Source organism: Enterovirga sp. (assembly GCF_035325185.1).
Lineage (GTDB): Bacteria > Pseudomonadota > Alphaproteobacteria > Rhizobiales > Beijerinckiaceae > Enterovirga.
The window spans coordinates 1-21,620 of sequence record NZ_DAOLAJ010000065.1 but is presented as its reverse complement, the minus strand read 5'-3'; the positions used below and the strand labels follow the sequence as shown (position 1 = coordinate 21,620).

Annotated in this window: 21 protein-coding genes and 1 riboswitch; of the genes, 12 read left to right on the top strand and 9 right to left on the bottom strand. The window is 68.0% G+C overall.

Features of this window, described 5'->3' with window-relative positions; translation table 11 throughout:
- Positions 1-2,154, bottom strand: a 2,154-nt coding sequence (ppdK, locus tag PKD06_RS13125; RefSeq protein ID WP_324380733.1) for a pyruvate, phosphate dikinase, incomplete at its 3' end; no start/stop codon positions are given.
- A 309-nt stretch (positions 2,155-2,463) separates the two neighbouring features.
- Here ppdK and PKD06_RS13120 point away from each other — a divergent pair.
- The 8 genes from PKD06_RS13120 (at position 2,464) to PKD06_RS13085 (ending at position 8,169) form a co-directional block, all read left to right on the top strand.
- Positions 2,464-3,219, top strand: coding sequence for a hypothetical protein (locus PKD06_RS13120; protein WP_324380731.1), 756 nt, complete (start codon positions 2,464-2,466; stop codon positions 3,217-3,219).
- A 99-nt stretch (positions 3,220-3,318) separates the two neighbouring features.
- A complete protein-coding gene (locus PKD06_RS13115) occupies positions 3,319-3,498 on the top strand; it encodes a hypothetical protein (protein WP_324380729.1) in 180 nt (59 codons plus the stop codon).
- Positions 3,495-4,304 carry an N-formylglutamate amidohydrolase gene (locus PKD06_RS13110; protein ID WP_324380728.1) on the top strand — a complete coding sequence of 270 codons (810 nt, stop codon included), beginning with the start codon at positions 3,495-3,497 and terminating at the stop codon, positions 4,302-4,304. The genes PKD06_RS13115 and PKD06_RS13110 overlap by 4 nt, the downstream gene beginning before the upstream one ends.
- 39 nt (positions 4,305-4,343) lie before the next feature.
- Positions 4,344-4,446: riboswitch (TPP riboswitch) on the top strand.
- A complete protein-coding gene (locus tag PKD06_RS13105; RefSeq protein WP_324380739.1) occupies positions 4,435-5,442 on the top strand; it encodes an FAD-dependent oxidoreductase in 1,008 nt (335 codons plus the stop codon). It overlaps the preceding riboswitch by 12 nt.
- Positions 5,439-5,636: a sulfur carrier protein ThiS gene (thiS, locus tag PKD06_RS13100; protein WP_324380726.1), complete on the top strand. Its 198-nt coding sequence runs from the start codon at positions 5,439-5,441 to the stop codon at positions 5,634-5,636. The genes PKD06_RS13105 and thiS overlap by 4 nt, the downstream gene beginning before the upstream one ends.
- 25 nt (positions 5,637-5,661) lie before the next feature.
- Positions 5,662-6,441 carry a thiazole synthase gene (locus PKD06_RS13095; protein WP_324380738.1) on the top strand — a complete coding sequence of 260 codons (780 nt, stop codon included), beginning with the start codon at positions 5,662-5,664 and terminating at the stop codon, positions 6,439-6,441.
- A 1-nt stretch (position 6,442) separates the two neighbouring features.
- Positions 6,443-7,066 (top strand): thiamine phosphate synthase, encoded by a 624-nt coding sequence (locus PKD06_RS13090; RefSeq protein WP_324380724.1) that lies wholly within the window; start codon positions 6,443-6,445, stop codon positions 7,064-7,066.
- Positions 7,067-7,884: 818 nt separating this feature from the next.
- Positions 7,885-8,169 (top strand): septal ring lytic transglycosylase RlpA family protein, encoded by a 285-nt coding sequence (locus PKD06_RS13085; RefSeq protein ID WP_324380736.1) that lies wholly within the window; start codon positions 7,885-7,887, stop codon positions 8,167-8,169.
- A 122-nt stretch (positions 8,170-8,291) separates the two neighbouring features.
- Here PKD06_RS13085 and metH read toward each other — a convergent pair whose 3' ends face one another.
- From metH to PKD06_RS13070, 3 genes are all read right to left on the bottom strand, one after another.
- Entirely contained in the window at positions 8,292-12,035 is a 3,744-nt protein-coding gene (gene metH / locus PKD06_RS13080; RefSeq protein WP_324380722.1) for a methionine synthase, read from the bottom strand.
- Between the two features lie 69 nt (positions 12,036-12,104).
- The gene (gene metF, locus PKD06_RS13075) at positions 12,105-13,022 is read right to left on the bottom strand and encodes a methylenetetrahydrofolate reductase [NAD(P)H] (protein WP_324380721.1); all 918 of its coding nucleotides are present in this window, start codon (positions 13,020-13,022) and stop codon (positions 12,105-12,107) included.
- Positions 13,022-14,047 carry a metalloregulator ArsR/SmtB family transcription factor gene (locus PKD06_RS13070; RefSeq protein ID WP_324380720.1) on the bottom strand — a complete coding sequence of 342 codons (1,026 nt, stop codon included), beginning with the start codon at positions 14,045-14,047 and terminating at the stop codon, positions 13,022-13,024. Before PKD06_RS13070 ends, metF begins: the two co-directional genes overlap by 1 nt.
- Positions 14,048-14,230: 183 nt before the next feature.
- Here PKD06_RS13070 and PKD06_RS13065 point away from each other — a divergent pair, with 183 nt between their 5' ends.
- Together PKD06_RS13065 and PKD06_RS13060 are read left to right on the top strand one after the other, a co-directional pair.
- Entirely contained in the window at positions 14,231-15,244 is a 1,014-nt protein-coding gene (locus PKD06_RS13065; RefSeq protein ID WP_324380719.1) for an ABC transporter substrate-binding protein, read from the top strand.
- Positions 15,245-15,392: 148 nt separating this feature from the next.
- A complete protein-coding gene (locus tag PKD06_RS13060) occupies positions 15,393-15,959 on the top strand; it encodes an HNH endonuclease (protein WP_324380717.1) in 567 nt (188 codons plus the stop codon).
- A gap of 4 nt (positions 15,960-15,963) precedes the next feature.
- On the opposite strand, the gene PKD06_RS13055 is transcribed toward PKD06_RS13060, so the two are convergent.
- The 4 genes from PKD06_RS13055 to PKD06_RS13040 all read right to left on the bottom strand — a co-directional run bounded on the left by PKD06_RS13055 (position 15,964) and on the right by PKD06_RS13040 (position 17,953).
- Positions 15,964-16,458, bottom strand: coding sequence for a disulfide bond formation protein B (locus PKD06_RS13055; protein ID WP_324380715.1), 495 nt, complete (start codon positions 16,456-16,458; stop codon positions 15,964-15,966).
- A gap of 4 nt (positions 16,459-16,462) precedes the next feature.
- The gene (locus tag PKD06_RS13050; RefSeq protein ID WP_324380734.1) at positions 16,463-17,044 is read right to left on the bottom strand and encodes a YqaA family protein; all 582 of its coding nucleotides are present in this window, start codon (positions 17,042-17,044) and stop codon (positions 16,463-16,465) included.
- Positions 17,045-17,126: 82 nt separating this feature from the next.
- Positions 17,127-17,417 carry an acylphosphatase gene (locus tag PKD06_RS13045; protein ID WP_324380713.1) on the bottom strand — a complete coding sequence of 97 codons (291 nt, stop codon included), beginning with the start codon at positions 17,415-17,417 and terminating at the stop codon, positions 17,127-17,129.
- Positions 17,414-17,953: a gamma-glutamylcyclotransferase family protein gene (locus tag PKD06_RS13040; RefSeq protein ID WP_324380711.1), complete on the bottom strand. Its 540-nt coding sequence runs from the start codon at positions 17,951-17,953 to the stop codon at positions 17,414-17,416. Before PKD06_RS13040 ends, PKD06_RS13045 begins: the two co-directional genes overlap by 4 nt.
- Positions 17,954-18,107: 154 nt before the next feature.
- On the opposite strand from PKD06_RS13040, the gene guaA reads away from it, so the two are divergent.
- Positions 18,108-19,670: a glutamine-hydrolyzing GMP synthase gene (guaA, locus tag PKD06_RS13035; protein ID WP_324380709.1), complete on the top strand. Its 1,563-nt coding sequence runs from the start codon at positions 18,108-18,110 to the stop codon at positions 19,668-19,670.
- A 317-nt stretch (positions 19,671-19,987) separates the two neighbouring features.
- Positions 19,988-21,244, top strand: a complete 1,257-nt coding sequence (locus PKD06_RS13030) for a tyrosine-type recombinase/integrase (RefSeq protein WP_303699186.1) — start codon at positions 19,988-19,990, stop codon at positions 21,242-21,244.
- On the opposite strand, the gene PKD06_RS13025 is transcribed toward PKD06_RS13030, so the two are convergent.
- Positions 21,222-21,506, bottom strand: coding sequence for an AlpA family phage regulatory protein (locus tag PKD06_RS13025; RefSeq protein WP_324380706.1), 285 nt, complete (start codon positions 21,504-21,506; stop codon positions 21,222-21,224). The genes PKD06_RS13030 and PKD06_RS13025 overlap by 23 nt on opposite strands.
- Between the last annotated feature and the right edge of the window lie 114 nt (positions 21,507-21,620).

Sequence of the window (21,620 nt, the reverse complement as noted above, 5' to 3'; positions counted from 1 at the left end):
CTCAGGCTGCACGGCCTCGCCCGTCGCGCGCCCCGCCTCGACGGCCGCCTCGAAGATGGCGCGGGCCTGCATCTCCGCGATCTCGGGATAGACGACCGCGAGGCGGCAGCCGCGGAAGCCGAGCATCGGGTTGTGCTCGTCGAGGGCGGCGGCGCGCTTGCGCAGGTCCTCGGGCGAGACGCCGAGTTCTCCGGCGACCTCGGCGATCTCCTTGTCCTTGTGCGGCAGGAACTCGTGCAGCGGCGGGTCGAGCAGGCGGATGGTGACCGGCAGCCCCTTCATCACCGTGAACAGCTCGACGAAATCGCCGCGCTGGAAGGGCAGGATCTTGTCGAGCGCGGCGCGGCGGCCCTCCTCCTTGTCCGACAGGATCATCTGCCGCATCGCCATGAGGCGCGCGGGCTCCTGCGGATCGAAGAACATGTGCTCGGTGCGGCAGAGCCCGATGCCCTCGGCGCCAAAATCGCGCGCCACCCGCGCATCGGCCGGCGTCTCCGCATTGGTGCGCACCTTCAGCTTGCGCACCTTGTCCGCCCAGGCGATGAGCGTCGCGAACTCGCCGGACAGCTCCGGCGGCACCATCTTCACCAGGCCGAGCAGGACCTGGCCCGTCGAGCCGTCGATGGTGATGGGGTCGCCCGCCTTCACCGTCTGACCGGCAACCGTGAAGCTCCGCTTGGCATAGTCAATTCGGATTTGTCCCGCGCCAGAGACGCAGGGCTTGCCCCAGCCGCGCGCGACAACCGCCGCATGCGAGGTCATGCCGCCGCGCGAAGTGAGGATTCCCTCAGCCGCCAGCATGCCCTTGATGTCCTCGGGGCTCGTCTCGACGCGCACGAGGATGCAGGGCCGGCCGGCCTTCAGGCAGTTCTCGGCCTCCTCGGAAGAGAAGACCACCTCGCCGGCCGCGGCACCCGGCGAGGCCGGCAGGCCGCTTGCCAGGATCTTGCGCTCCGCCTTGGGATCGAGCGTCGGATGGAGGAGCTGGTCGAGCGCCGCCGGCTCGATGCGGCAGACCGCCTCCTCCTCGGAGATCAGCCCCTCGGCGGCCATCTCGACGGCGATGCGCAGGGCCGCCTTGGCGGTCCGCTTGCCGCCGCGCGTCTGGAGCATCCAGAGCTTGCCCTCCTCGACCGTGAACTCCATGTCCTGCATGTCGCGGTAATGGGTCTCGAGGATGCCGTAGATGCGCACGAGTTCCGCATAGGATTCGGGCATCGCCTTCTCCATCGAAGGCTTGTCCGATTGCGAGGCGCGGGCCGCGGCCTCGGTGATGTCCTGCGGCGTGCGGATGCCCGCGACGACGTCCTCGCCCTGGGCGTTGATCAGGAACTCGCCGTAGAGGGCGCGCTCGCCGGTCGAGGGATTGCGGGTGAAGGCGACGCCGGTTGCCGAGGTGTCGCCGCGGTTGCCGAACACCATCGACTGCACGTTCACCGCCGTCCCCCAGGAGGCGGGGATGTCGTGGAGCTGGCGATAGGTGATCGCGCGGGCGTTCATCCAAGAGCCGAAGACGGCGCCGATCGCCGTCCAGAGCTGCTCCTGCGGGTCCTGCGGGAAGGGCCGACCCAGTTCCTGCCCGACGATCTTCTTGTATTCGGCGACGATCTTCTCCCAGTCGGCCGCCTCGAGATCGGTGTCGAGGCTATAGCCCCGGCGTTCCTTGTAGAGGTCGAGCGCCACCTCGAAATCGTGATGGTCGAGGTCGAGCACGACGTTGGAATACATCGTGATGAAGCGGCGATAGCTGTCGAAGGCGAAGCGGCGGTCGCCGGACGCCTCGGCCACGGCCTCGACGGTCACGTCGTTGAGGCCGAGATTGAGCACCGTGTCCATCATGCCGGGCATCGAGGCGCGCGCGCCCGAGCGGACGGAGACCAGGAGCGGGTTCCGCGGGTCGCCGAAGCTCTTGCCCGTGATGGCGCCGACCTTCTCCAGCGCCTCCTGGACCTGCGCCTTCAGCTCCGGCGGATAGGTGCGGCCGTGATCGTAGAAATAGGTGCAGACCTCGGTCGTCACCGTGAAGCCAGGAGGCACCGGCAGGCCGAGATTGGACATCTCGGCGAGGTTCGCTCCCTTGCCGCCGAGGAGATTGCGCATATCCGCCTGTCCCTCGGCCTTGCCGTCGCCGAAGGAATAGACCCACTTCGTCATGATCCGATCCGTGACCACGCCGCGGCCCCTGCCCGGCGTGCCCGGGCATGAACCAATCGGCCTCCGATTGCAATTTCCGGCACCCGGCTAGAATCCGGCGGATGAGCGCCCGCTGAACGGCCCGCCCTGGCGGGACGGGCCTCTCTGATCGTCCTGAACAGGCGGTAAACGAAACCAGTAAAATCCAATCTATTTCGGTTAATTTTACCTTACCTGCGTGTTTTGTTTGCGCAAAATGGACCGACCGCGTTTGCTCCCTGAAGTCCAGCCCTGCTCCGGGCCGGGAACCAGCAAGCGGAGTTCTTCACCATGTCACGTCTGATCGTGGCGGCCGGGGCCTTGGCCCTGTCCGGCCTGCCTGCCCTGGCGGGCGGTTTCGGCTGTGTCAGCAATTGCTACACGCCGACCTATGTCCCGCCGACCTACGGCACGGTCACCGAGCGGGTGATGGTGCGCGCTCCCGAGACCTATGCGATCACGCAGCCGGCGGAATACCGCACCGTCTACGACACCGTGCAGACCGGCGGCGGGCGCTATTGGTCGGTGACGCGCGATCCCATGACCGGACGCGTCGTCGGCTGCTGGATCACGCGGCCCGTGACCTATGCCTCGGTTCCGCGCACGGTCATGGTGAGGCCGCCGCAGGTCATTCCCTATGCCGTCCCGGCCCAGTTCGGCTATCGCTCGCAGGTCGTGCAGACCTCGCCCGGCTACAAGGCGTGGGCCCCGATCTCCCAGCCCGTCGCCTTCAGCGGGGGCGACGATCTCGGCGGAGGATATGGCGGCGGCGTGGGCTTCGGCGGCGGCGTCGCCTTTGGCGGAGGCTACGGCTACCGCGGCGGATATGCCCGCCGGGCCGGGTTCCGTGTCGGCGGCGCCTATGGCTTCGGCTATCGGGGCGGATATGGCGGCCGGAACCGCTGGGGCCATGGCGGGGCCCATCACGGCTGGGGCCAGCGCCCTCAGGGCGGGTTCCCGGGCCAGCGTCCTCCGGGTGGCCACGGCTGGCAAGGCGGCGGCGGCAAGCATTTCGCCGGCTCCCCGCGGGGCGGCCGTCACTTCTGACGCCGCCGGGCTTTCGCGAAGCCCTGCCCTTGCGTCACCGCCGGCCGCACCGCGGCCGGCGCTCTTGCGATGGATCGCCCCGCCTGCGACCCTCACCGGATGAGCGAAGACGACCGCGACGACGAATCCTCGGGCAACGGCGCCGTCATAGGCGTGATTTTCGCGGTCGTGCTCACCGTCCTCGCGCTCTATCTTCTTCAGCGGATGATAGATTCGGCGAACATGCTCGATTGCGCCTTCACCAAGGACCCGAAATGCCGGGACCTGATCCGCGAATGAGCGCGCCTTCCGCCCTCCCCGTCCGGGAAGAAGTCCCGTCGGCAAGCGGCCTCCTTCTCGCCCCCGACGAGCCCTCGCCGGCCGTCGTCATGCGGCCCGACGGCGCCTCGCCTATCCTTCTCGTCTGCGACCATGCCGGCCGCCGCGTGCCGCGGCGGCTCGGCGATCTCGGCCTGCGGGCGGAGGAGTTCGACCGCCACATCGCCTGGGACATCGGCATCGCGGCCGTCTCGCGCCGCATCGCGGCGGCGCTCGACGCGACGCTCGTCGAGCAGGTCTATTCGCGCCTCGTGATCGACTGCAACCGGCCTCCGCGCGTGCCGAACTCCATCCCCGAGACCAGCGAGGCGACGCCGATCCCCGGAAATCGCGGCCTGTCGGCCTCGGACCGCGAGGCGAGGCGGCGCGAGATCTTCGAGCCCTATCACGGCGCGATCGAGGCGATTCTCGCCGCGCGGGCCGACCGCCCGACAATCCTCGTCGCCATGCACAGCTTCACTCCGGTCTATCTCGGCGAGAACCGGCCCTGGCAGGTCGGCACGCTTTACGGACGGGACGGGCGTCTCGCGCGCATCCTCGGCGGGCTGATCGAGGCGGAAGGCCGCTTCGTCGTCGGCGACAACAAGCCCTACGACGTGACCGACGATACCGACTACACGATCCCCGTCCATGGCGAGCGGCGCGGCCTCGCCCATACCGGCATCGAGATCAGGCAGGACCAGATCACTCACGAGGCCGGGCAGGCCGAATGGGCCGACCTTCTGATCCGGCTTCTCCCGCAGGCGGCCGCGCGCCTGCCGCGCTGACATGCCCCCTTGCGGATTCCAGTCCCAGGATGCACATTGAAGCCATCCGAGGGGTGCCCCAACGGGCTGAGACGGCGTATTGGCCGAACCCTTTGAACCTGATCCGACTCATATCGGCGGAGGGACGGACCTGTCCAAGGAACATGCCATAGGCGCCGGCGAAGTCACGGTCGTGGGCGCGGGAATCTGCGGCACCTGGACCGCGCTCCTCCTCGCGGAGGCCGGCCTGCGGGTGACGGTGCACGAACGCGGCGGGCCCGACCTCGCCTCATCCACCAGCCATTGGGCCGGCGGCATGGTCGCGCCGGGCTGCGAGAGCGACGGCGCGGAGCCGGTCGTCGTGCGGCTCGGCCGGCGCTCGCTCGACCTCTGGCGGAAGCACCTCCCGGACGTGCCCATGAACGGCTCGCTCGTCGTCGCCCATCCGCGCGACCGCGGCGACCTCGACCGCTTCGCTCGCCAGACCGTCGGCCACCGGACGGTCGGCGAGGCCGAGATCGCCGATCTCGAGCCCGCGCTGGCAGGCCGCTTCCATACGGGCCTGCTCTTCCCCGATGAGGGCCATGTCGAGCCTCGCGCCGTGCTGCCCGCCCTGCGCGAGCGGCTCGAGCGCCACGGCGGGACGATCCGCTTCGGTTCCCCGCTCGATCCCGCCGAGGCGACGGGCCTCGTCGTCGATTGCCGCGGCATCGTCGCGCGCGACGCCTTCCCCGACCTGCGCGGCGTCAAGGGCGAGACGGTGCAGATCGAGACGGCCGAGATCGCCCTCGCGCGCCCGGTGCGCCTCATGCATCCGCGCTGGCCGATCTACGTCATCCCGCGCCCGGGCCACCGTTTCCTGATCGGCGCGACCTCCGTCGAGAGCGAGGACGTCTCCGGCGTCGCCCTGCGCTCGGCGCTGGAGCTGATGAGCGCGGCCTATGCGCTCCATCCCGCCTTCGGGGAGGCGCGGATCGTGGAGATCGGCACGGCTTTGCGTCCGGCGCTTCGCGACAACGCGCCCCGCATCGAGGCGCGGGACGGGCGCATCGCCGTCAACGGTCTCTACCGCCACGGCTTCCTGCTCGCCCCGGCCCTCGCCGAGATCGTCGCCGGCTACGTCACGACGGGCGCGCGGGACGACGAGGTCATGCGATGATCCTGATCGTGAACGGCGAGCGGCAGGAAGTCGGCGCGACCCGCATTCCGGCGCTCCTCGAGGAACTCGGCTACGAAGGGAATTTCTTCGCGGTTGCCGTCAACCGCGAGGTGGTGCGGCGCGCGCGCTGGCCGGAAATCGAGTTGGGCGAGGGCGACGAGGTCGAGATCGTGACGCCCCGCCAGGGAGGATGAGATGCCGGGCCAGATGGGACGAACCATGAATCTCTACGGCCGCGAGATGTCCTCGCGCCTGCTGCTCGGCACGGCACTCTATCCCTCCCCCGCCGTGATGGAGGAGGCGATCCGAGTCTCGGGAGCGCAGGTCGTCACCGTCTCGCTGCGGCGCGAGGCCGCCGGGGCCAGGGCCGGCGACGCCTTCTGGCGCATCATCCGCTCGCTCGGGCTCGCGATCCTGCCCAACACGGCCGGCTGCCGGACCGTGAAGGAGGCCGTGACCACGGCGCAGCTCGCGCGCGAATTGTTCGATACGCCGTGGATCAAGCTGGAAGTGGTCGGCGACGACGAAACCCTCCAGCCCGACGTGGTCGGGCTGGTCGAGGCGGCGAGGATCCTGCTCGCGGACGGGTTCGAGGTCTTCCCCTATTGCACCGAGGACCTGACCATCGCGACGCGGCTCGTCGAGGCCGGATGCCGCGTGGTCATGCCATGGGCGGCTCCGATCGGCAGCGGCCAGGGCCTGACCAACAAGGGGGGGCTCCGCACGCTCCGGGCGCGCTTTCCCGACATCACCCTCATCGTCGATGCCGGGCTCGGCGCGCCCTCCCACGCGGCCGAGGCCATGGAACTCGGCTATGACGGCGTCCTCCTGAACACAGCCGTCGCCAGGGCGGACGACCCGGTCCGCATGGCGCGCGCCTTCGGCCTTGCGATCGAGGCCGGGCGGCTCGCCCACGAGGCGGGCCTCATGCCGCCGCGCGATTTCGCCACCCCCTCGACGCCGGTCGTCGGCACTCCCTTCTGGCACGCCGCAGGCTGAGATGACCTCCCGCTCCTATCCCGATCCGTTCTATCCCGTCGTCGACAGCGTCTCCTGGGTCTCCCGCCTCGCGGCGCTCGGCGTCGGCACGGTGCAGATCAGGGCGAAGGATCTCGACGAGACCGCCGCGCGCCGCCTCGTCGACGAGGCGCTGGCCGCCGTCGCGGGCACGCAAACCCGCCTCGTCGTGAACGATTACTGGCGCGCCGCCATCGATGCAGGGGCCCATCACCTTCATCTCGGCCAGGAGGACCTGGCGGAGGCGGACCTCGCGGCGATCCGCAAGGCGGGCCTCACGCTCGGCATCTCGACCCATGACGAGGCGGAATTGGACACCGCCCTCGCCGCCGCGCCCGACTACGTCGCCCTCGGGCCGATCTATTTCACGACGCTCAAGGCGATGCGGTTCGCCCCCCAGGGCCTCGAGCGCATCGGCGAGTGGAAGAAGCGCATCGGCGAGATCCCGCTCGTCGCGATCGGCGGAATCACCCTCGAGCGGGCCCCCGGAATCTTCGCCATGGGGGCCGACAGCATCGCCGTCGTCAGCGATGTGACCCAAAACCCGGACCCTGACCGGCGCGTCCGCGACTGGCTCGCCCTCGCGAAGCCCTCACGCGACCGTTAAAGCCGCAGGGCTGCCTGCAAAAAGGCGGCACTCGTTGCGTTTTTGCCACATCATGCAGAGAGCCCTGTTTTACCTCGCCGGACCATGCCGAGTGCTCTCCCGGCACTTCGAGCGTGCTTAAAATGCCGTTAAACGACAATCGTCTTCTTGGCGGCCCTCGGAAGAAGGACAAGCCACGGGCCGGCGGGAGCCAAGTGCCGTTCCGCACCGGCCGGGGTTGAACTTGGCTGTAGCGTCGGGGACAAATGGGCATGGCCAAAAAAGCCCTGCTCATCTGGTGTGCCGGTTCGGCTCTCGTCTGCGGCACCGCCGCGCTTGCAACCACCTCGCTGTGGCGCGAGCCCGTCGAGGCATCCAGCCCCGCAGCCGCGAACCTGATCGTGCCGCCCGACACTCCGGGGCCGCTCGGCGGCTTCGAACCCCAAGCCGAGGCCGTCCTGCCCCTCGGCTCCGTCTCTTTCTACATCCCTTCCGCATCGGATACGGACGGCCTGTTCCGGAGCACGCTCGACGCGCCGGCGGAATCGAACCCCCCTGCGCCGGCCTCGCCGCTGGCCGTCACCTTCGGCTTCGCCGAGCCGGCGGCGGACGACGCGGCGCCCGACTCACGGCTCGCCGTGCTGCCTCCGCCGCGGCCGAACTTCCAGCTCGCGCGGCTCGACACGAGCGCCAAGGCCGCGCTCACGGAAGTGACGCCGAGCCAGCCGGCGCCGAGCTTCCAGCCTCCCGCTCCCGCCGCGCAAGGATCGAACGGCTGGAACTGGGACAACGTCTTCGCGCCGAAAGTCGCCCATCCCGCTTCCGTCGGGGGCGGGCGCATCATCAATGCCGGCATCGCCTCCTGGTACGGCCCCGGCTTCCACGGCCGCAAGACGGCGAGCGGCGAGCGCTTCGACCAGAACGACCTGACCGCCGCCCATCGCACCCTCCCCTTCGGCACGCGCGTGAGGGTGGTCGACGAGAAGACTGGCCGATCGGTGATCGTGCGCATCAACGATCGCGGCCCCTTCGCCCATGGCCGGGTGATCGACCTGTCGAAGGGAGCCGCGCAGGCTCTCGGCGTCAACGGCCTTACCCGCGTGAAGGTGGTGGCGGCCAACTGAGCGCCACCCCGCGGGGCGGCCCGTCAACCCGCAATCGATGGCCAAGAGGCGTCCACCCCCCTGTCATCCCAGGCGCGCCTCGCCCGTGAGGGCCGAAACCGAAAGGTCCGGGCGCCGGCGAGCTATCCCGCCGCCGCGGTTCGATAGGAGGCGGGATCGTAGTTGAGGATCGGCGAGATCCAGCGCTCCACCTCCTCGATGGGCATTCCCTTGCGGGCCGCGTAATCCTCGACCTGGTCGCGCTCCACCTTGGCGACGCCGAAATAATAGGCGTCGGGATGGCCGATATAGAGGCCCGAGACCGAGGAGCCGGGCCACATCGCATAGCTCTCGGTCAGCTTCACGCCGATGCGGCGCTCGGCCTGGAGAAGCTCGAAGAGCTGTGCCTTCTCGGTATGGTCGGGCTGGGCCGGATAGCCCGGAGCGGGGCGGATGCCGGCATATTCCTCCCTGACCAGCTGATCGTTCGAGAGGTTCTCGTCCGGCGCATAGCCCCAGAACTCACGGCGTACGCGCTCGTGCATGCGCTCGGCGAAGGATTCCGCGATGCGGTCGGCCAGCGCCTTGACCAGGATCGAGCGGTAATCGTCGTTGGCCCGCTCGAATTTCTCGGCGATGCGCACCTCCTCGATCCCCGCCGTGACCACGAAGGCCCCGAGATAATCCGGCGCCACACCCTCGGGCGCGACGAAATCGGAGATGCAGAGATTCGGCCGCTCGTCGCGCCGGGTGAGCTGCTGGCGAAGGCCGTGGAAGGTGGTCAGAATCTCCGCCCGGCTCTCGCCCGTATAGAGGCGGATGTCGTCGCCGACCGTATTGGCCGGCCAGAAGCCGATCACCGCCTTCGGGTTGAACCAACGCTCGGCGACGATCCTCTGGAGCATCGCCTGCGCATCCTCGTAGAGCTGGCGCGCGGCCGGACCCTGCGCCTCGTCGTCGAGGATCGCCGGAAAGCGCCCGCGCAGGTCCCAGGTCTGGAAGAACGGCGTCCAGTCGATATAGGGGATCAGCTCCGAAACGTCGTAGCTGCGGAAGACGCGCGTGCCGGTGAAGCTCGGCCGGGTGGGCTGGCAGGCGGCCCAATCGATTTTAAGGGCATTTGCCCGTGCCTGCGCGATCGGCACGCGCTTCTTCTCGGCCTCCGAGCGCGCATGCGCATCGGCCACCTTGGCATATTCGGCGCGGACCTGGTCGATATAGGTCACCTTCTGCTCGGGGCTGAGCAGCGAGGACACGACGCCGACCGCGCGGCTCGCGTCGTTGACGTGGATCGCCTGTCCGGCCTGATAGTTCGGGTGGATCTTTACGGCCGTATGGACGCGGCTCGTCGTCGCCCCGCCGATGAGGAGGGGGATGTCGAAGCCCTCGCGCTCCATCTCGGCGGCGACATGGGCCATCTCGTCGAGCGAGGGCGTGATCAGGCCCGAGAGGCCGATCACATCCACCTTCTCGGCCCGCGCGGTGTCGAGGATCTTCTTCGCCGGCACCATGACGCCGAGATCGATGACTTCGTAGTTGTTGCACTGGAGGACGACGCCGACGATGTTCTTGCCGATATCGTGCACGTCGCCCTTGACGGTCGCCATCAGCACCTTGCCGGCGGCGGCCATCTGGGCCTGCCCCGTCTCCTCCTTCTCCTTCTCCATATAGGGCATGAGATAGGCGACGGCCTGCTTCATCACGCGGGCGGACTTGACCACCTGCGGCAGGAACATCTTGCCCGAGCCGAACAGGTCGCCGACGACGTTCATCCCGGCCATCAGCGGCCCCTCGATGACGTGGAGCGGGCGGGCCGCGTTCCGGCGGGCCTCCTCGGTATCCTGCGTGATGTATTCCGTGATGCCGCTGACGAGGGCATGTTCCAGCCGCTTCTCGACCGGCCATTCGCGCCAGGCGAGATCCTGGATTCGCGCCTGCGCCCCGCCGCCCTGCTTGAAGCGCTCGGCCGCCTCGAGCAGGCGCTCGGTCGGGCTCGGAACCTCGCCGCGGCGGCGGTTGAGGACGACGTCCTCGCACAGTTCGCGCAACTCGGGGTCCAGGTTGTCGTAGACGGCGAGCTGGCCGGCATTGACGATGCCCATATCCATGCCCGCCTGGATGGCATGGTAGAGGAAGACCGCGTGCATGGCCTCGCGCACGGGCTCGTTGCCGCGGAAGGAGAAGGACAGGTTCGAGACGCCGCCCGAGATGTGGCAATGGGGGAGCGTGGACGTGATGATGCGCGTCGCCTCGATGAAGTCGACGCCGTAATTGTCGTGCTCCTCGATGCCGGTCGCGACCGCGAAGACGTTCGGATCGAAGATGATGTCCTCAGGCGGGAAGCCGACCTCCTCGGTCAGGATCTTGTAGGCCCGCGTGCAGATCTCGACCTTGCGGGCCTGGGTATCGGCCTGCCCGACCTCGTCGAAGGCCATGACGACGACCGCCGCCCCGTAGTCGCGGCAGATGCCGGCCTCCGCCTTGAACTTCTCGATGCCCTCCTTCATCGAGATCGAGTTCACGATCGGCTTGCCCTGGACGCATTTCAGGCCCGCCTCGATCACGTCGAATTTCGACGAATCGACCATGACCGGCACCCGCGCGATGTCGGGCTCGGAAGCGACGAGATTGAGGAAATCGACCATGGCGCGCTCGGAATCGAGCAGGCCCTCGTCCATGTTCACGTCGATGACCTGGGCGCCGCCGGCCACCTGGTCGCGCGCGACGTCGAGCGCCGCCGCGTAATCGCCGTTGGTGATGAGCTTCCTGAACTTTGCCGAGCCCGTGACGTTCGTGCGCTCGCCGACATTCACGAAGGGAATGTCCTTCGTCATCGTGAAGGGCTCGAGCCCGGACAGGCGCATGGCCGGCGCGATGATGGGAATCTCGCGCGGCTTCTTGCCGGCGACCGCCCGGGCGATGGCCCCGATATGAGCCGGCGTCGTGCCGCAGCAGCCGCCGACCACGTTCACGAGGCCGCTCTCGGCGAATTCGGCGACGAGCGCCGCCATCGCCTCGGGGCTTTCGTCGTAGAGGCCGAACTCGTTCGGCAGGCCCGCATTCGGATAGGCGCAGACGAGCGTGTCGGCGACCTTGGCGATCTCCGCGATATGCGCCCGCATCTCCCTGGCGCCGAGGGCGCAGTTGAGGCCGATCGTGATCGGATCGGCATGGCGGACGGAATGCCAGAAGGCGGTCGGCGTCTGGCCCGAGAGGGTGCGGCCGGAGAGGTCCGTGATCGTGCCCGAGATCATGATGGGCAGCGCCTTGCCCATTTCCCCGAAGACGCGGCGCGCGGCGACGATCGCGGCCTTGGCGTTCAGCGTGTCGAAGATCGTCTCGATCAAAATGAGATCGGCCCCGCCCTCGACGAGGCCGCGGACCTGCTCGGCATAGGCGTCGCGAACCTGGTCGAAGGTGACGGCGCGGAAGCCCGGATCGTTGACGTCCGGTGAGATCGACAGCGTGCGGTTGGTCGGCCCGACGGCCCCGGCGACGAAGCGGGGCCGGCCGTCCTTCTCCTGCGCCATCCGCGCCGCCTCGCGGGCGATGCGGGCGCCCTCGACGTTCAGGTCGCGGACGGCGGCTTCCAGGCCGTAATCGGCCTGGGCGATGGAGGTCGACGAGAAGGTGTTCGTCTCCACGATATCCGCACCCGCCATGAAATAGGCGAGGTGGATGTCGCGCACGGCCTCCGGCTGCGTCAGGATGAGGAGGTCGTTGTTGCCCTTCTGGTCGTGCGGATGGTCGCGGAAGCGCTCGCCCCGGAAATCGGCCTCGGACAGCTTGAGGTTCTGGATCTCCGTCCCCATCGCCCCATCCATGACGAGGATGCGCTCGCGCGCGGCGGCGCGGAGGGCGGAGGCGGTGTCGGTCTGGTCGGACATGGACGTCCCTGCGTGTCATGGCCGGGCTCGTCCCGGCCATCTCGGTTGTCTCGTGTAAGGATCGGAGAGCTAGGCTGCGGCCCTCTCCGCCCCCTGCCCCGCCTGCGGCCGAAGGCCCAGGAGATGGCAGACCGCGTAGACGAGGTCGGCGCGGTTCATGGTGTAGAAATGGAAGTCCCGCACGCCGCGATCGACGAGGTCGAAGACCTGCTCCGCCGCGACCGCGGCCGCGATCAGCTTGCGCGTCTCGGGATCGTTCTCCAGCCCTTCGAAGCGGGCTCCGAGCCAGTCCGGTACGCTCGCCCCGGCGCGCTCGGCGAAGTTCCGCGCCTGCCTGAAGTTCAGCACGGGGAGAATGCCCGGCACGATCGGGATGCCGATGCCCCGCGCATGCACCTTGTCGAGATAGCGGAGGTAGACGTCGTTATCGAAGAAGAACTGGGTGATGGCGCGGTCCGCCCCCGCATCCACCTTCTTCTGGAGCGCGTCGAGATCGGCCTCGAGCGAGGGCGCCTCGGGATGCTTCTCGGGATAGGCCGAGACGGAGACCTCGAAATCGCCCGCCCGCTTGATGCCCGCGACGAGGTCGCTCGTCTGGGAATAGCCGCCGGGATGGGCTTCATAGGCCGTGCCGATCCCCGCGACCGGATCGCCCCGCAGCGCGACGATGTGGCGGACGCCCGTCTCGCCGTAGCTGCGCACGACCTCGTCCACCTCCTCGCGCGTCGCGGCAACGCAGGTGAGATGGGCGGCGGGCTTCAGCGCCGTCTCGGCGAGGATGCGCTCCACCGTGCGATGGGTGCGCTCGCGCGTCGAGCCCCCCGCCCCGTAGGTCACCGAGACGAAGCTCGGATTGAGCGGCGCAAGGCGCTCGATCGAGGACCAGAGCGTCTTCTCCATCTCCTCGCTCTTAGGCGGAAAGAACTCGAATGAGACGCGAATGGGACGCGTGGCGTGGCGGCTCGGCCGGAACGCGGTGGGGGACATCAGGCAACCTCCCGGCTCGGCGCCGTTTCGGACAGATCGGCGGGGCGGCGGTCGCGGCCCAGCCACAAGGATACGGTGAGTTGCCCCGCCCCCGGCCGCGCGGGCGGCGGCAGGTCGCGGCTGATTTCGGCTTCGAGGCCGGCCTCTTCCAGCCAGCCGCGCACCTGCTCAGAGGCGAAGCCGAGGCGGCGATGCGCCTGCGTCTCGCGGAGCGCCTCGATCCCGTGCGGGGCGAAATCGACGATCAGAAGCCGCCCGCCCGGCGCGAGAAGCCGCGCCGCCGCGGCGAGCGCGCGGGCCGGATCGTCGAGATAATGAAGAACCTGATGCATCACCACGAGGTCGAAGCCGCCTCGCGGGAAGGGTGGCGCGTAGAGGTCGCCCTGCCTCAGTTCGACCCGGTGCAGGCCGCCCCGCGCGAGGCTGGCGCGCGCAACGGAGAGCATGGCGTGGCTTCCGTCCAGCCCCACCGCCCGCTGGGCCTGCGGGGCGAGGAGCCGAAGCATCCGCCCCGTCCCCGTCCCGAGGTCGAGCAGGCTGCGCAAAGACGCGGGGCCCACGACCTCCAGGATGGCGGCCTCGACCGCCTCCTCGGCGACATGGAGCGAACGGATCTCGTCCCAGCGCGGCGCGAGCCGCGCGAAGAAGGCTTGGGCGGCCTCCGAGCGACGCGCCCGCACCGCGGCGAGGCGCTCCCGGTCCTCGGCGACACGGATGTCGTCGCGATCGAGAGCCCCGAGCAGCCCCTGGACCGAGCCGCTTGCCGCGCCTTCCGCCAAGCGGAAGAAGGCCCAGGCGCCCTCGCGATGGCGGGCGACGAGGCCGGCCTCGACCAGCACCTTCAGATGCCGCGAGATTCGCGGCTGCGACTGGCCCAGGATGTCGGTCAGGTCGGAGACGGAAAGCTCGCCCTCGCGCAGGAGGAGCAGGATCCGAAGGCGCGTCTCCTCGGCCGCCGCCCTCAGGGCGGATACCGCCGCTGCGAGGCCGATCCCAGGTCCACTTTCAATGTCGATAGGAGACATAAAGATATGTTTATATCTGCTTCGACCTCTTTGCAAGCACTTCCGGCGGCCCGGATTGCGGGCCTGCGAGCCTTCAGGAGGCTGCGGCTTCGCAGAGAAAAACGTTCTCCTCCCGTCCTCCCGTTTGGGAGGACATTCATCCCGGTTGCGTGGTAGCGCTCCGCCTGGAATTCGGAGCTTGCCATGATTACCCGCCGCGCCGCCCTCGTCACGGGCGCGACCTTCCTCGCCGTCCCCGGCGCGAGGGCGCAGGAGCGCATCCCCGTGCGCATCGGTTATGTGCCGGTGATCGGAGCCTCGCCCCTTTTCGTGATGGTCGGAGCCGGCTGGGCCCGCGAGGCGGGCCTCGACATCGCCCTGACCAAGTTCGAATCGGGCCCCCCGGCGATCCAGGCCCTCGCCTCCGGCACCCTCGACATGCTGTTCATCGGCGTCGCTCCGATCGCGGTTGCGCGCTCGAAGGGGCTTCCCGTCAGGATCGTGGCGGCAGCGGGCGTCGGCGGCAGCGGCTTCGCCGTCCAGGCGCCGCTCGCCGCCGCCTTCGAAGCCGCAGGCGGGCGGGCCCGCGAAGCCTTCGCCGCCTTCCGGGCCAAGGCCGGGCGTCCCGCCAAGCTCGGCATCCTGCCGCCCGGCGCGACGCCCACCGTCGCGCTACGCTACTGGCTGAAGCAGAACGGCGTCTCGCCGGACGACGTGACCTTCGCCGCCATGGGGATCGAGGCGGTGCAGCAGGCGATGCTGACCGGCGCCGTCGACGGCGGCACGGTGCTGGAGCCGGCCCTGACCATCGTCCAGAGCCGCAAGCCCGACGTGAAGACCATCGCCTTCGCGCCCGAGATGTATCCGAACCTGCCCGGCGTCGTCGTCTCGGCCACCGAATCGTTCCTCGCCCGGCATTTCGATGCCGTCGCGACCGTCGTGAAGCTCAGCGCGCGGGCGCGTGACCTGATTCTTGCCGAGCCGGCCAAGGCGGCGCTCCACGTCCAGACGATCCTTTCCGGCGGTCTCGTCGATTCGGCTCTCTACGAGCGCGCCCTGCGCTCGAAGGCGCTCAAATTCGTCATCGATCCGCGCACCATCGTCCAGGCGACGCAGGACAGCCTCGCCTTCGAGGTCGAGATCGGCGACTTCCCCAAGGCGCCCTCGACCGAGGGCCTCTTCGATCCCCGCGCCTACGACAAAGCCATGGCAGGCTGAAGACCCGCGCCGTCACGGCATCCGGTCATCCCTTGATCCTGTGAAATGCGCGCCTGCGCCACATGGGGAAAGCTTCACAATCCTGTCGTCGAGCGTCTAGTATGCCGGCCGTGCGAACCCTGTAGTCCCTCCTTCGGATGGAGGTCACTTGACGGTCCACGTCGCGGTGCCAAAGGCGGAATCCTGCCCGGCGCTCGTTCTGAACGCCGATTACCGGCCGCTGAGCTACTATCCGCTCTCGGTCTGGTGCTGGCAGGATGCGATCAAGGCGGTGTTTCTGGAAAGAGTGGTGATCCTGTCGGAATACGATACGACGGTCCGCTCCCCCTCCTTCGAAATGCGGCTCCCCTCGGTCGTCTGCCTGAAGACCTATATCCAGCCCGCCCGCAATCCCGCCTTCACGCGCTTCAACGTCTTCCTGCGCGACCGCTTCACCTGCCAATATTGCGGCCAGCGCGAGGAATTGACCTTCGACCACCTGATCCCGCGCTCGCGCGGGGGGCTGACAACCTGGGAGAACGTCGTCGCGGCCTGCTCGCCCTGCAACCTGCGCAAGAGCGATCGCCTGCCGCGCGACGCCGGCATGTGGCCGCACCAGATGCCCTATGCGCCGAGCGTGCACGACCTGCACCGCAACGGGCGCCTCTTCCCGCCGAACTTCCTGCACGAGAGCTGGATGGATTATCTCTACTGGGATACCGAGCTGGAGCCGTAGCTCTCTATCGCCGCCGCAGCGCCCCCCATGCCGCGAGCGCCGCAAGGCCCAGCGAGACGAGCGCATTCCAGCCCGCCAGGGACAGGCCGAGGAAGCGCCAGGCCGCCTCGGTGCAGCTCACGACCCGCGTCGTCTCGAGGCCCTTCAGAAGATCCTCGACCGAAGCCGCCGGTGCCGTCCCGCCTCCGCAATCGGAGGGGCCGGCCCACAAGGCCCATTCCGCCCCGGCGTGATAGGCGGCGAGGCCCGCGCTGCCGAGGAAAAGCAGGGCCAGCAGCACGAGCCCCGGGGGCCGCACCCGGCCCGGCGCCGCGGCCGTGAGTGCGGCGAGCGGCACGCCCACATAATAGGGCCAGCGCTGCCAGAGGCAGAGCTTGCAGGGCACGAGGCCGAAGACATGCTGCGAGGCCAGCGCCCCCGCGATGGTCGCCGCCGCGACCAGCAGCACCCCGAGCGCCGCGGCACGGCTCGCCCCGTCGCCTCTCGATCCGGCATCCATGGCGTCACCCGACGAATTTGAGGCTCAGGAAGCCCCCGATCACGACGACCACCAGGGCAATGGCAATCACGGTCAGGTGCTTGTCCATGATCTCGCGGATCTGCGCCCCGTAGCGGCCGATCAGGGCCGCGATCAGGCCGAATCGCGCTCCCCGCGTGATGAAGGACAGCACCGTGAACCAGACAAGGTCATAGCCCGCGAAACCCGAGGTGATCGTCACGAGCTTGAAGGGGATCGGCGTCAGGCCCTTGAGCAGGATGATCCAGTGGCCCCAGGCGGCATAGGCGTGCCGGAACTCATCGGCCTTGGCCTCGAGCCCGTAGAGGTGGAAGAGCCATTGGCCGATCGAATCATAGAGCAGCGCGCCGATCGCGTAGCCGGCCAGCCCCCCGAGCACCGAGGTGACCGTGCAGAGCCCGGCATAGAACCAGGCGCGGTCCGGGCGCGCCAGCGCCATCGGAACCAGCATCACGTCGGGCGGCACCGGGAAGAAGGAGCTTTCCGCAAAGGACACCGCGCCCAGCGCATAGGGCGCCGATTTGCGGCTGGCGAGGTCGAGGACCCAGTCGTAGAGGCGTCGCAGCATGGTCGGAAGGGAAGCGGCCGAATCGGCGCCTTTGAGCACGACCCGCCCCCCGAGACCAGCCACCGTCGGCCGCCGGGATCTCTCAGAGGGTCCCGCGCTGCTCGAAGTTCCCCTCCTCCGCCTCGTCCGGTGCCACCGAATGCTCCTCGACCGTTTCGACCCGCGCCGAGGGCGGTCCCCCGCGGCACGCCTCGATCATGCGGCCGACCGTCTCGGCAGGTCCCCGGAAGACCGCCTCGACGCTTCCGTCGCGGCGGTTCCTCACCCAGCCTCCAAGGCCGAGATCACGCGCGAGGCCGGCCGTCCAATAGCGGAAGCCGACACCCTGGACGCGCCCTCGGATGACAATGCGGATGACGAGGTCGCGGCTCACGGCGTCCAGCTCCAGCCCGGCCGGACGATACCGCGCGGGGGATCGCACGGCGTCGCGCGGGTCGGTCGCACCTTCTGAACAGGCCCCGCTGCAGGCTGCGGCGCAAGCCGCCCTCCCCCGACACCCAAAGCCGCGATCTCCGCCAGCGCGCTCTGCGGCAGCCCGATTTCGCGAGCGGCCGCCAGCACGCCTTCCAGATATCCCGGCCGCGGCACGCCCGGCCCGGCATTGGCGCCCAGATAGACAAGCGCCCCCCGTGCGCCCCCCTCGCTCAGGACGGGTTGCCGGCACTTCGCATAGAGACCGGATGCCACCTCCTCGTAGCGGTCGAGGGCAGGAATGTCGGCAAGCGGCAGATCCCAGAGCGCGCCGTGGACGGCCCTGCGGGAATCGCGAACCACGGTTGCATAGCCCTCGCGCATGATGGCGAGGCGATGGCGCGCGAGCCTCGCGAGCCCGATCATCCGCGCGCCGGGACATCGCGCGGCCATGGCGGCGCGGTCCATGTTGGAGCCATATGCGAAGTAAAGCGGCATGGGGGTCGGGTCCGCGGGGCCGGGCCATGATAGCCCGTCATCCCGGCCGGAGCGAATGCGGAGGGCCGGGACCGTCTCCCGGAAGGGATTCCCGGCCGCGGGGCGGGACGTCCGGCGCGTTGCCTCCGCGCCCGCGATTCCGTAGGGCCTTCGCATGACGGCCACGCCCCACCACGACACGATCCTCATCATCGATTTCGGCTCGCAGGTGACGCAGCTCATCGCCCGGCGCCTGCGCGAAACGGGGGTCTATTGCGAGATCCACCCCTTCCAGAAGGCGGCCGAAGCCTTCGCCAGGCTGAGGCCGAGGGGCGTCATCCTCTCGGGCGGCCCCGCCTCGGTGCCGGATGCCGGAAGCCCCCGCGCTCCGCAGGAGATCTTCGAGTCGGGAGTGCCGATCCTCGGCATCTGCTACGGCCAGCAGACTCTGGCCCACCAGCTCGGGGGCGCGGTCGAGGGCGGCCACGCGGCCGAGTTCGGCCGGGCGGATATCGAGATCAGAGAGTCCTCGGCTCTCTTCGGGGGCATCTGGGAGATTGGCGGGCGCTATCCCGTCTGGATGAGCCACGGCGACCGCGTGACCCGCCTGCCCGAGGGCTTCACGGTCAAGGCCGTCTCCGAGAACGCCCCCTTCGCCGTCGCGACCGACGAGGTGCGTCGCTATTTCACGACCATGTTCCACCCCGAGGTTGTGCATACACCGGACGGCGCGCGCCTTCTCCAGAATTTCGTCCACGATGTCTGCGGCCTCGCGCGGGACTGGACGATGGCGGCCTATCGCGAGGAGATGATCGCGAGGATCAGGGCGCAGGTGGGCTCGGAGTGCGTGATCTGCGGCCTCTCGGGGGGCGTGGATTCGGCCGTTGCGGCCGTGCTGATCCACGAGGCGATCGGCGAGCAGCTCACCTGCGTCTTCGTGGATCACGGCCTGATGCGCAAAGGGGAGGCCGACGAGGTCGTGGGCCTCTTCCGCGGCCATTACAACATTCCGCTCGTCCATGCGGATGCTTCGGCGCGGTTTCTCGGCGAGTTGGCGGGCGTGAGCGATCCCGAGCGCAAGCGCAAGATCATCGGGGGCCTCTTCGTCGAGGTCTTCGAGGAGGAGGCCAGGAAGATCGGCGGCGCGAAGTTCCTGGCCCAGGGCACGCTCTATCCCGACGTGATCGAGAGCGTGTCCTTCTCCGGCGGCCCGTCGGTGACCATCAAGAGCCACCACAATGTCGGGGGCCTGCCCGAGCGCATGAACATGAAGCTCGTCGAGCCGCTTCGCGAGCTGTTCAAGGACGAGGTGCGCGCGCTCGGCCGCGAGCTGGGCCTGCCCGACGCCTTCGTCGGACGCCACCCTTTCCCCGGCCCCGGCCTCGCCATCCGCTGCCCCGGCGAAGTGACGGCAGAGAAGCTCGCCATCCTGCGCGAGGCCGACGCCATCTATCTGGAGGAGATCCGCAAGGCCGGCCTCTACGATGCGATCTGGCAGGCTTTCGCGGTGCTGACGGACGTGCGCACGGTAGGCGTCATGGGCGACGGACGCACCTACGACCGCGTCCTCGCCTTGCGCGCGGTGACCTCGGTGGACGGCATGACGGCCGATTTCTACCCCTTCGACATGGCCTTCCTCGGGCGCACCGCGACGCGCCTCATCAACGAGGTCAAGGGCATCAACCGGGTGACCTACGACGTCACATCGAAGCCGCCCGGGACGATCGAGTGGGAATAATTTTTGCCCCTCCGGGCGTATCCGAAAGCACGCTATAATGCGACATAAGCCAATGAAAATGCTGAAAAAATCCCTCTGAGACTTTCAGCATCTATCGCGGGGTTAGCCTCCCGTTTGACGGTATGGCTGGCGGTATGGCGCGTCTTGTCTCAACCGAAAAACGCATATACCGTCAGGGGCAAGAGAGCTTCTGACGGTATATTTTTTGGCCTAAGCAACTGTAAGTGCTAAATAAAATCATGTCAGGTGGCGGAATTTTGGCCTGACGGTATAATTGGGTGCTCTCCTGCATTTTTTGACCGATCTGGAGGGTGCAGATGCTGACCGACGCCGCCATCAAGGCACTGAAACCAAAAGATAAATTATACAAGATTGTGGATCGTGACGGTATGTACGTCGTGGTCCAACCTTCAGGTTCAATCGTGTTCCGCTTGGACTACCGGCTCAACGGCCGTCGGGAGACCTTGACGTTGGGTCGTTATGGCCCGGCGGGTCTGTCTCTGGCCCGGGCGCGTGAGAAGCTGATTGATGCCAAGCGCGCGATTTCCGAGGGTCGCTCGCCGGCGCAGGAAAAGCAGCGCGAGAAGCGGAGGATCAAGGAAGCCAAGAGCTTCGGCCAGTTCGGTGAGCGCTGGCTTCAGGAAGCGAGGATGGCGGACAGTACACGCGCGATGCGGCGGTCGATCTTCGAGCGCGACATCCTCCCGGCGTTTCGCAATCGACTGCTAACCGAGATCCTGCCGGAGGATCTGCGCGGGTTGTGCGCGAAGGTAAAGGAACGCGGGGCGCCGGCAACAGCGGTCCACGTCAGAGACATTGTGAAGTTGGTTTTCGCCTTCGCCATCCTGCACGGGGAGAAGGTCGCCAACCCGGCCGACGAGGTTGGCCCATCGTCGATCGCGACCTTCGTGCCGAAGGACAGGTCGCTATCTCCCGCGGAGATCCGCATCATGCTCGGACAGCTTGAGCATGTCCCGACGCTGCCGACGATCCGTCTCGGGATAAAGCTGATTCTGCTCTCGATGGTGCGAAAGAGCGAATTGCAGGATGCAGTCTGGGACGAGGTCGATTTTGAGAACGCCGTCTGGTCGATCCCCAAGGAGCGAATGAAGCGCTCGAAGGCGCACAACGTCTATCTATCGCAGCAAATGCTCGACATCTTCATCGCTCTCAAGACCTGCGCCGGTAACTCGAAATACGTCCTGCCGTCGCGCTACGACGCTGACGCGCCGATGTCGCGGGCCACGTTCAATCGGGTCACGACGGCGGTGGTGGTGCGGGCCAAGAAGGAAGGAATGCCGCTGGAGTCCTTTACGGTTCACGATCTCCGACGCACCGGCTCGACTCTGCTGAACGAACTGGGCTTCAACAGCGACTGGATCGAGAAGTGCTTGGCGCACGAGGATGGCCGATCCTCACGGGGCATCTACAACAAGGCGGAATATGAGCATCAGCGCCGGCACATGATCCAGGAATGGTCCAACATCGTGGACGCTTGGGTCGTGGGGGAGAAATACACGCCGACCCTTTATCCGCCGACAATGGACCTGCTTACGCCCGAGCCGGATGTTTGATGGGGCGCGTCTTGCGAAGCTGGACATCGGGCATGGGCGCGCGTTTCACGGCCTTGGCGCGTGAAGCGCGGCGCCGTTCTCCCAGCCATGCCTCCACCTCGGCCAGATCCCAGACCACGCAGCGGGAGGTGAGATAAAAACGCTGCGGAAACGCACCGCGCTGCTCCATGTCGTAGATGGTCGTGTCGGCCAACGGGACGATTTGCCGAAGCTCATGCCGCCGGATGGTCCGTGTCACGGCGGGAGGTTCTTGTGATTTCATCAGAGGACTCCGTCAGCCATTGGGTTCGACGGATAGAAGTCGATAGACGACGTTGAAAGAAAGCCCGGATTGAGGGGCGTAGAACGGTATCGTGCTCTGGCGTGCATATCGGAA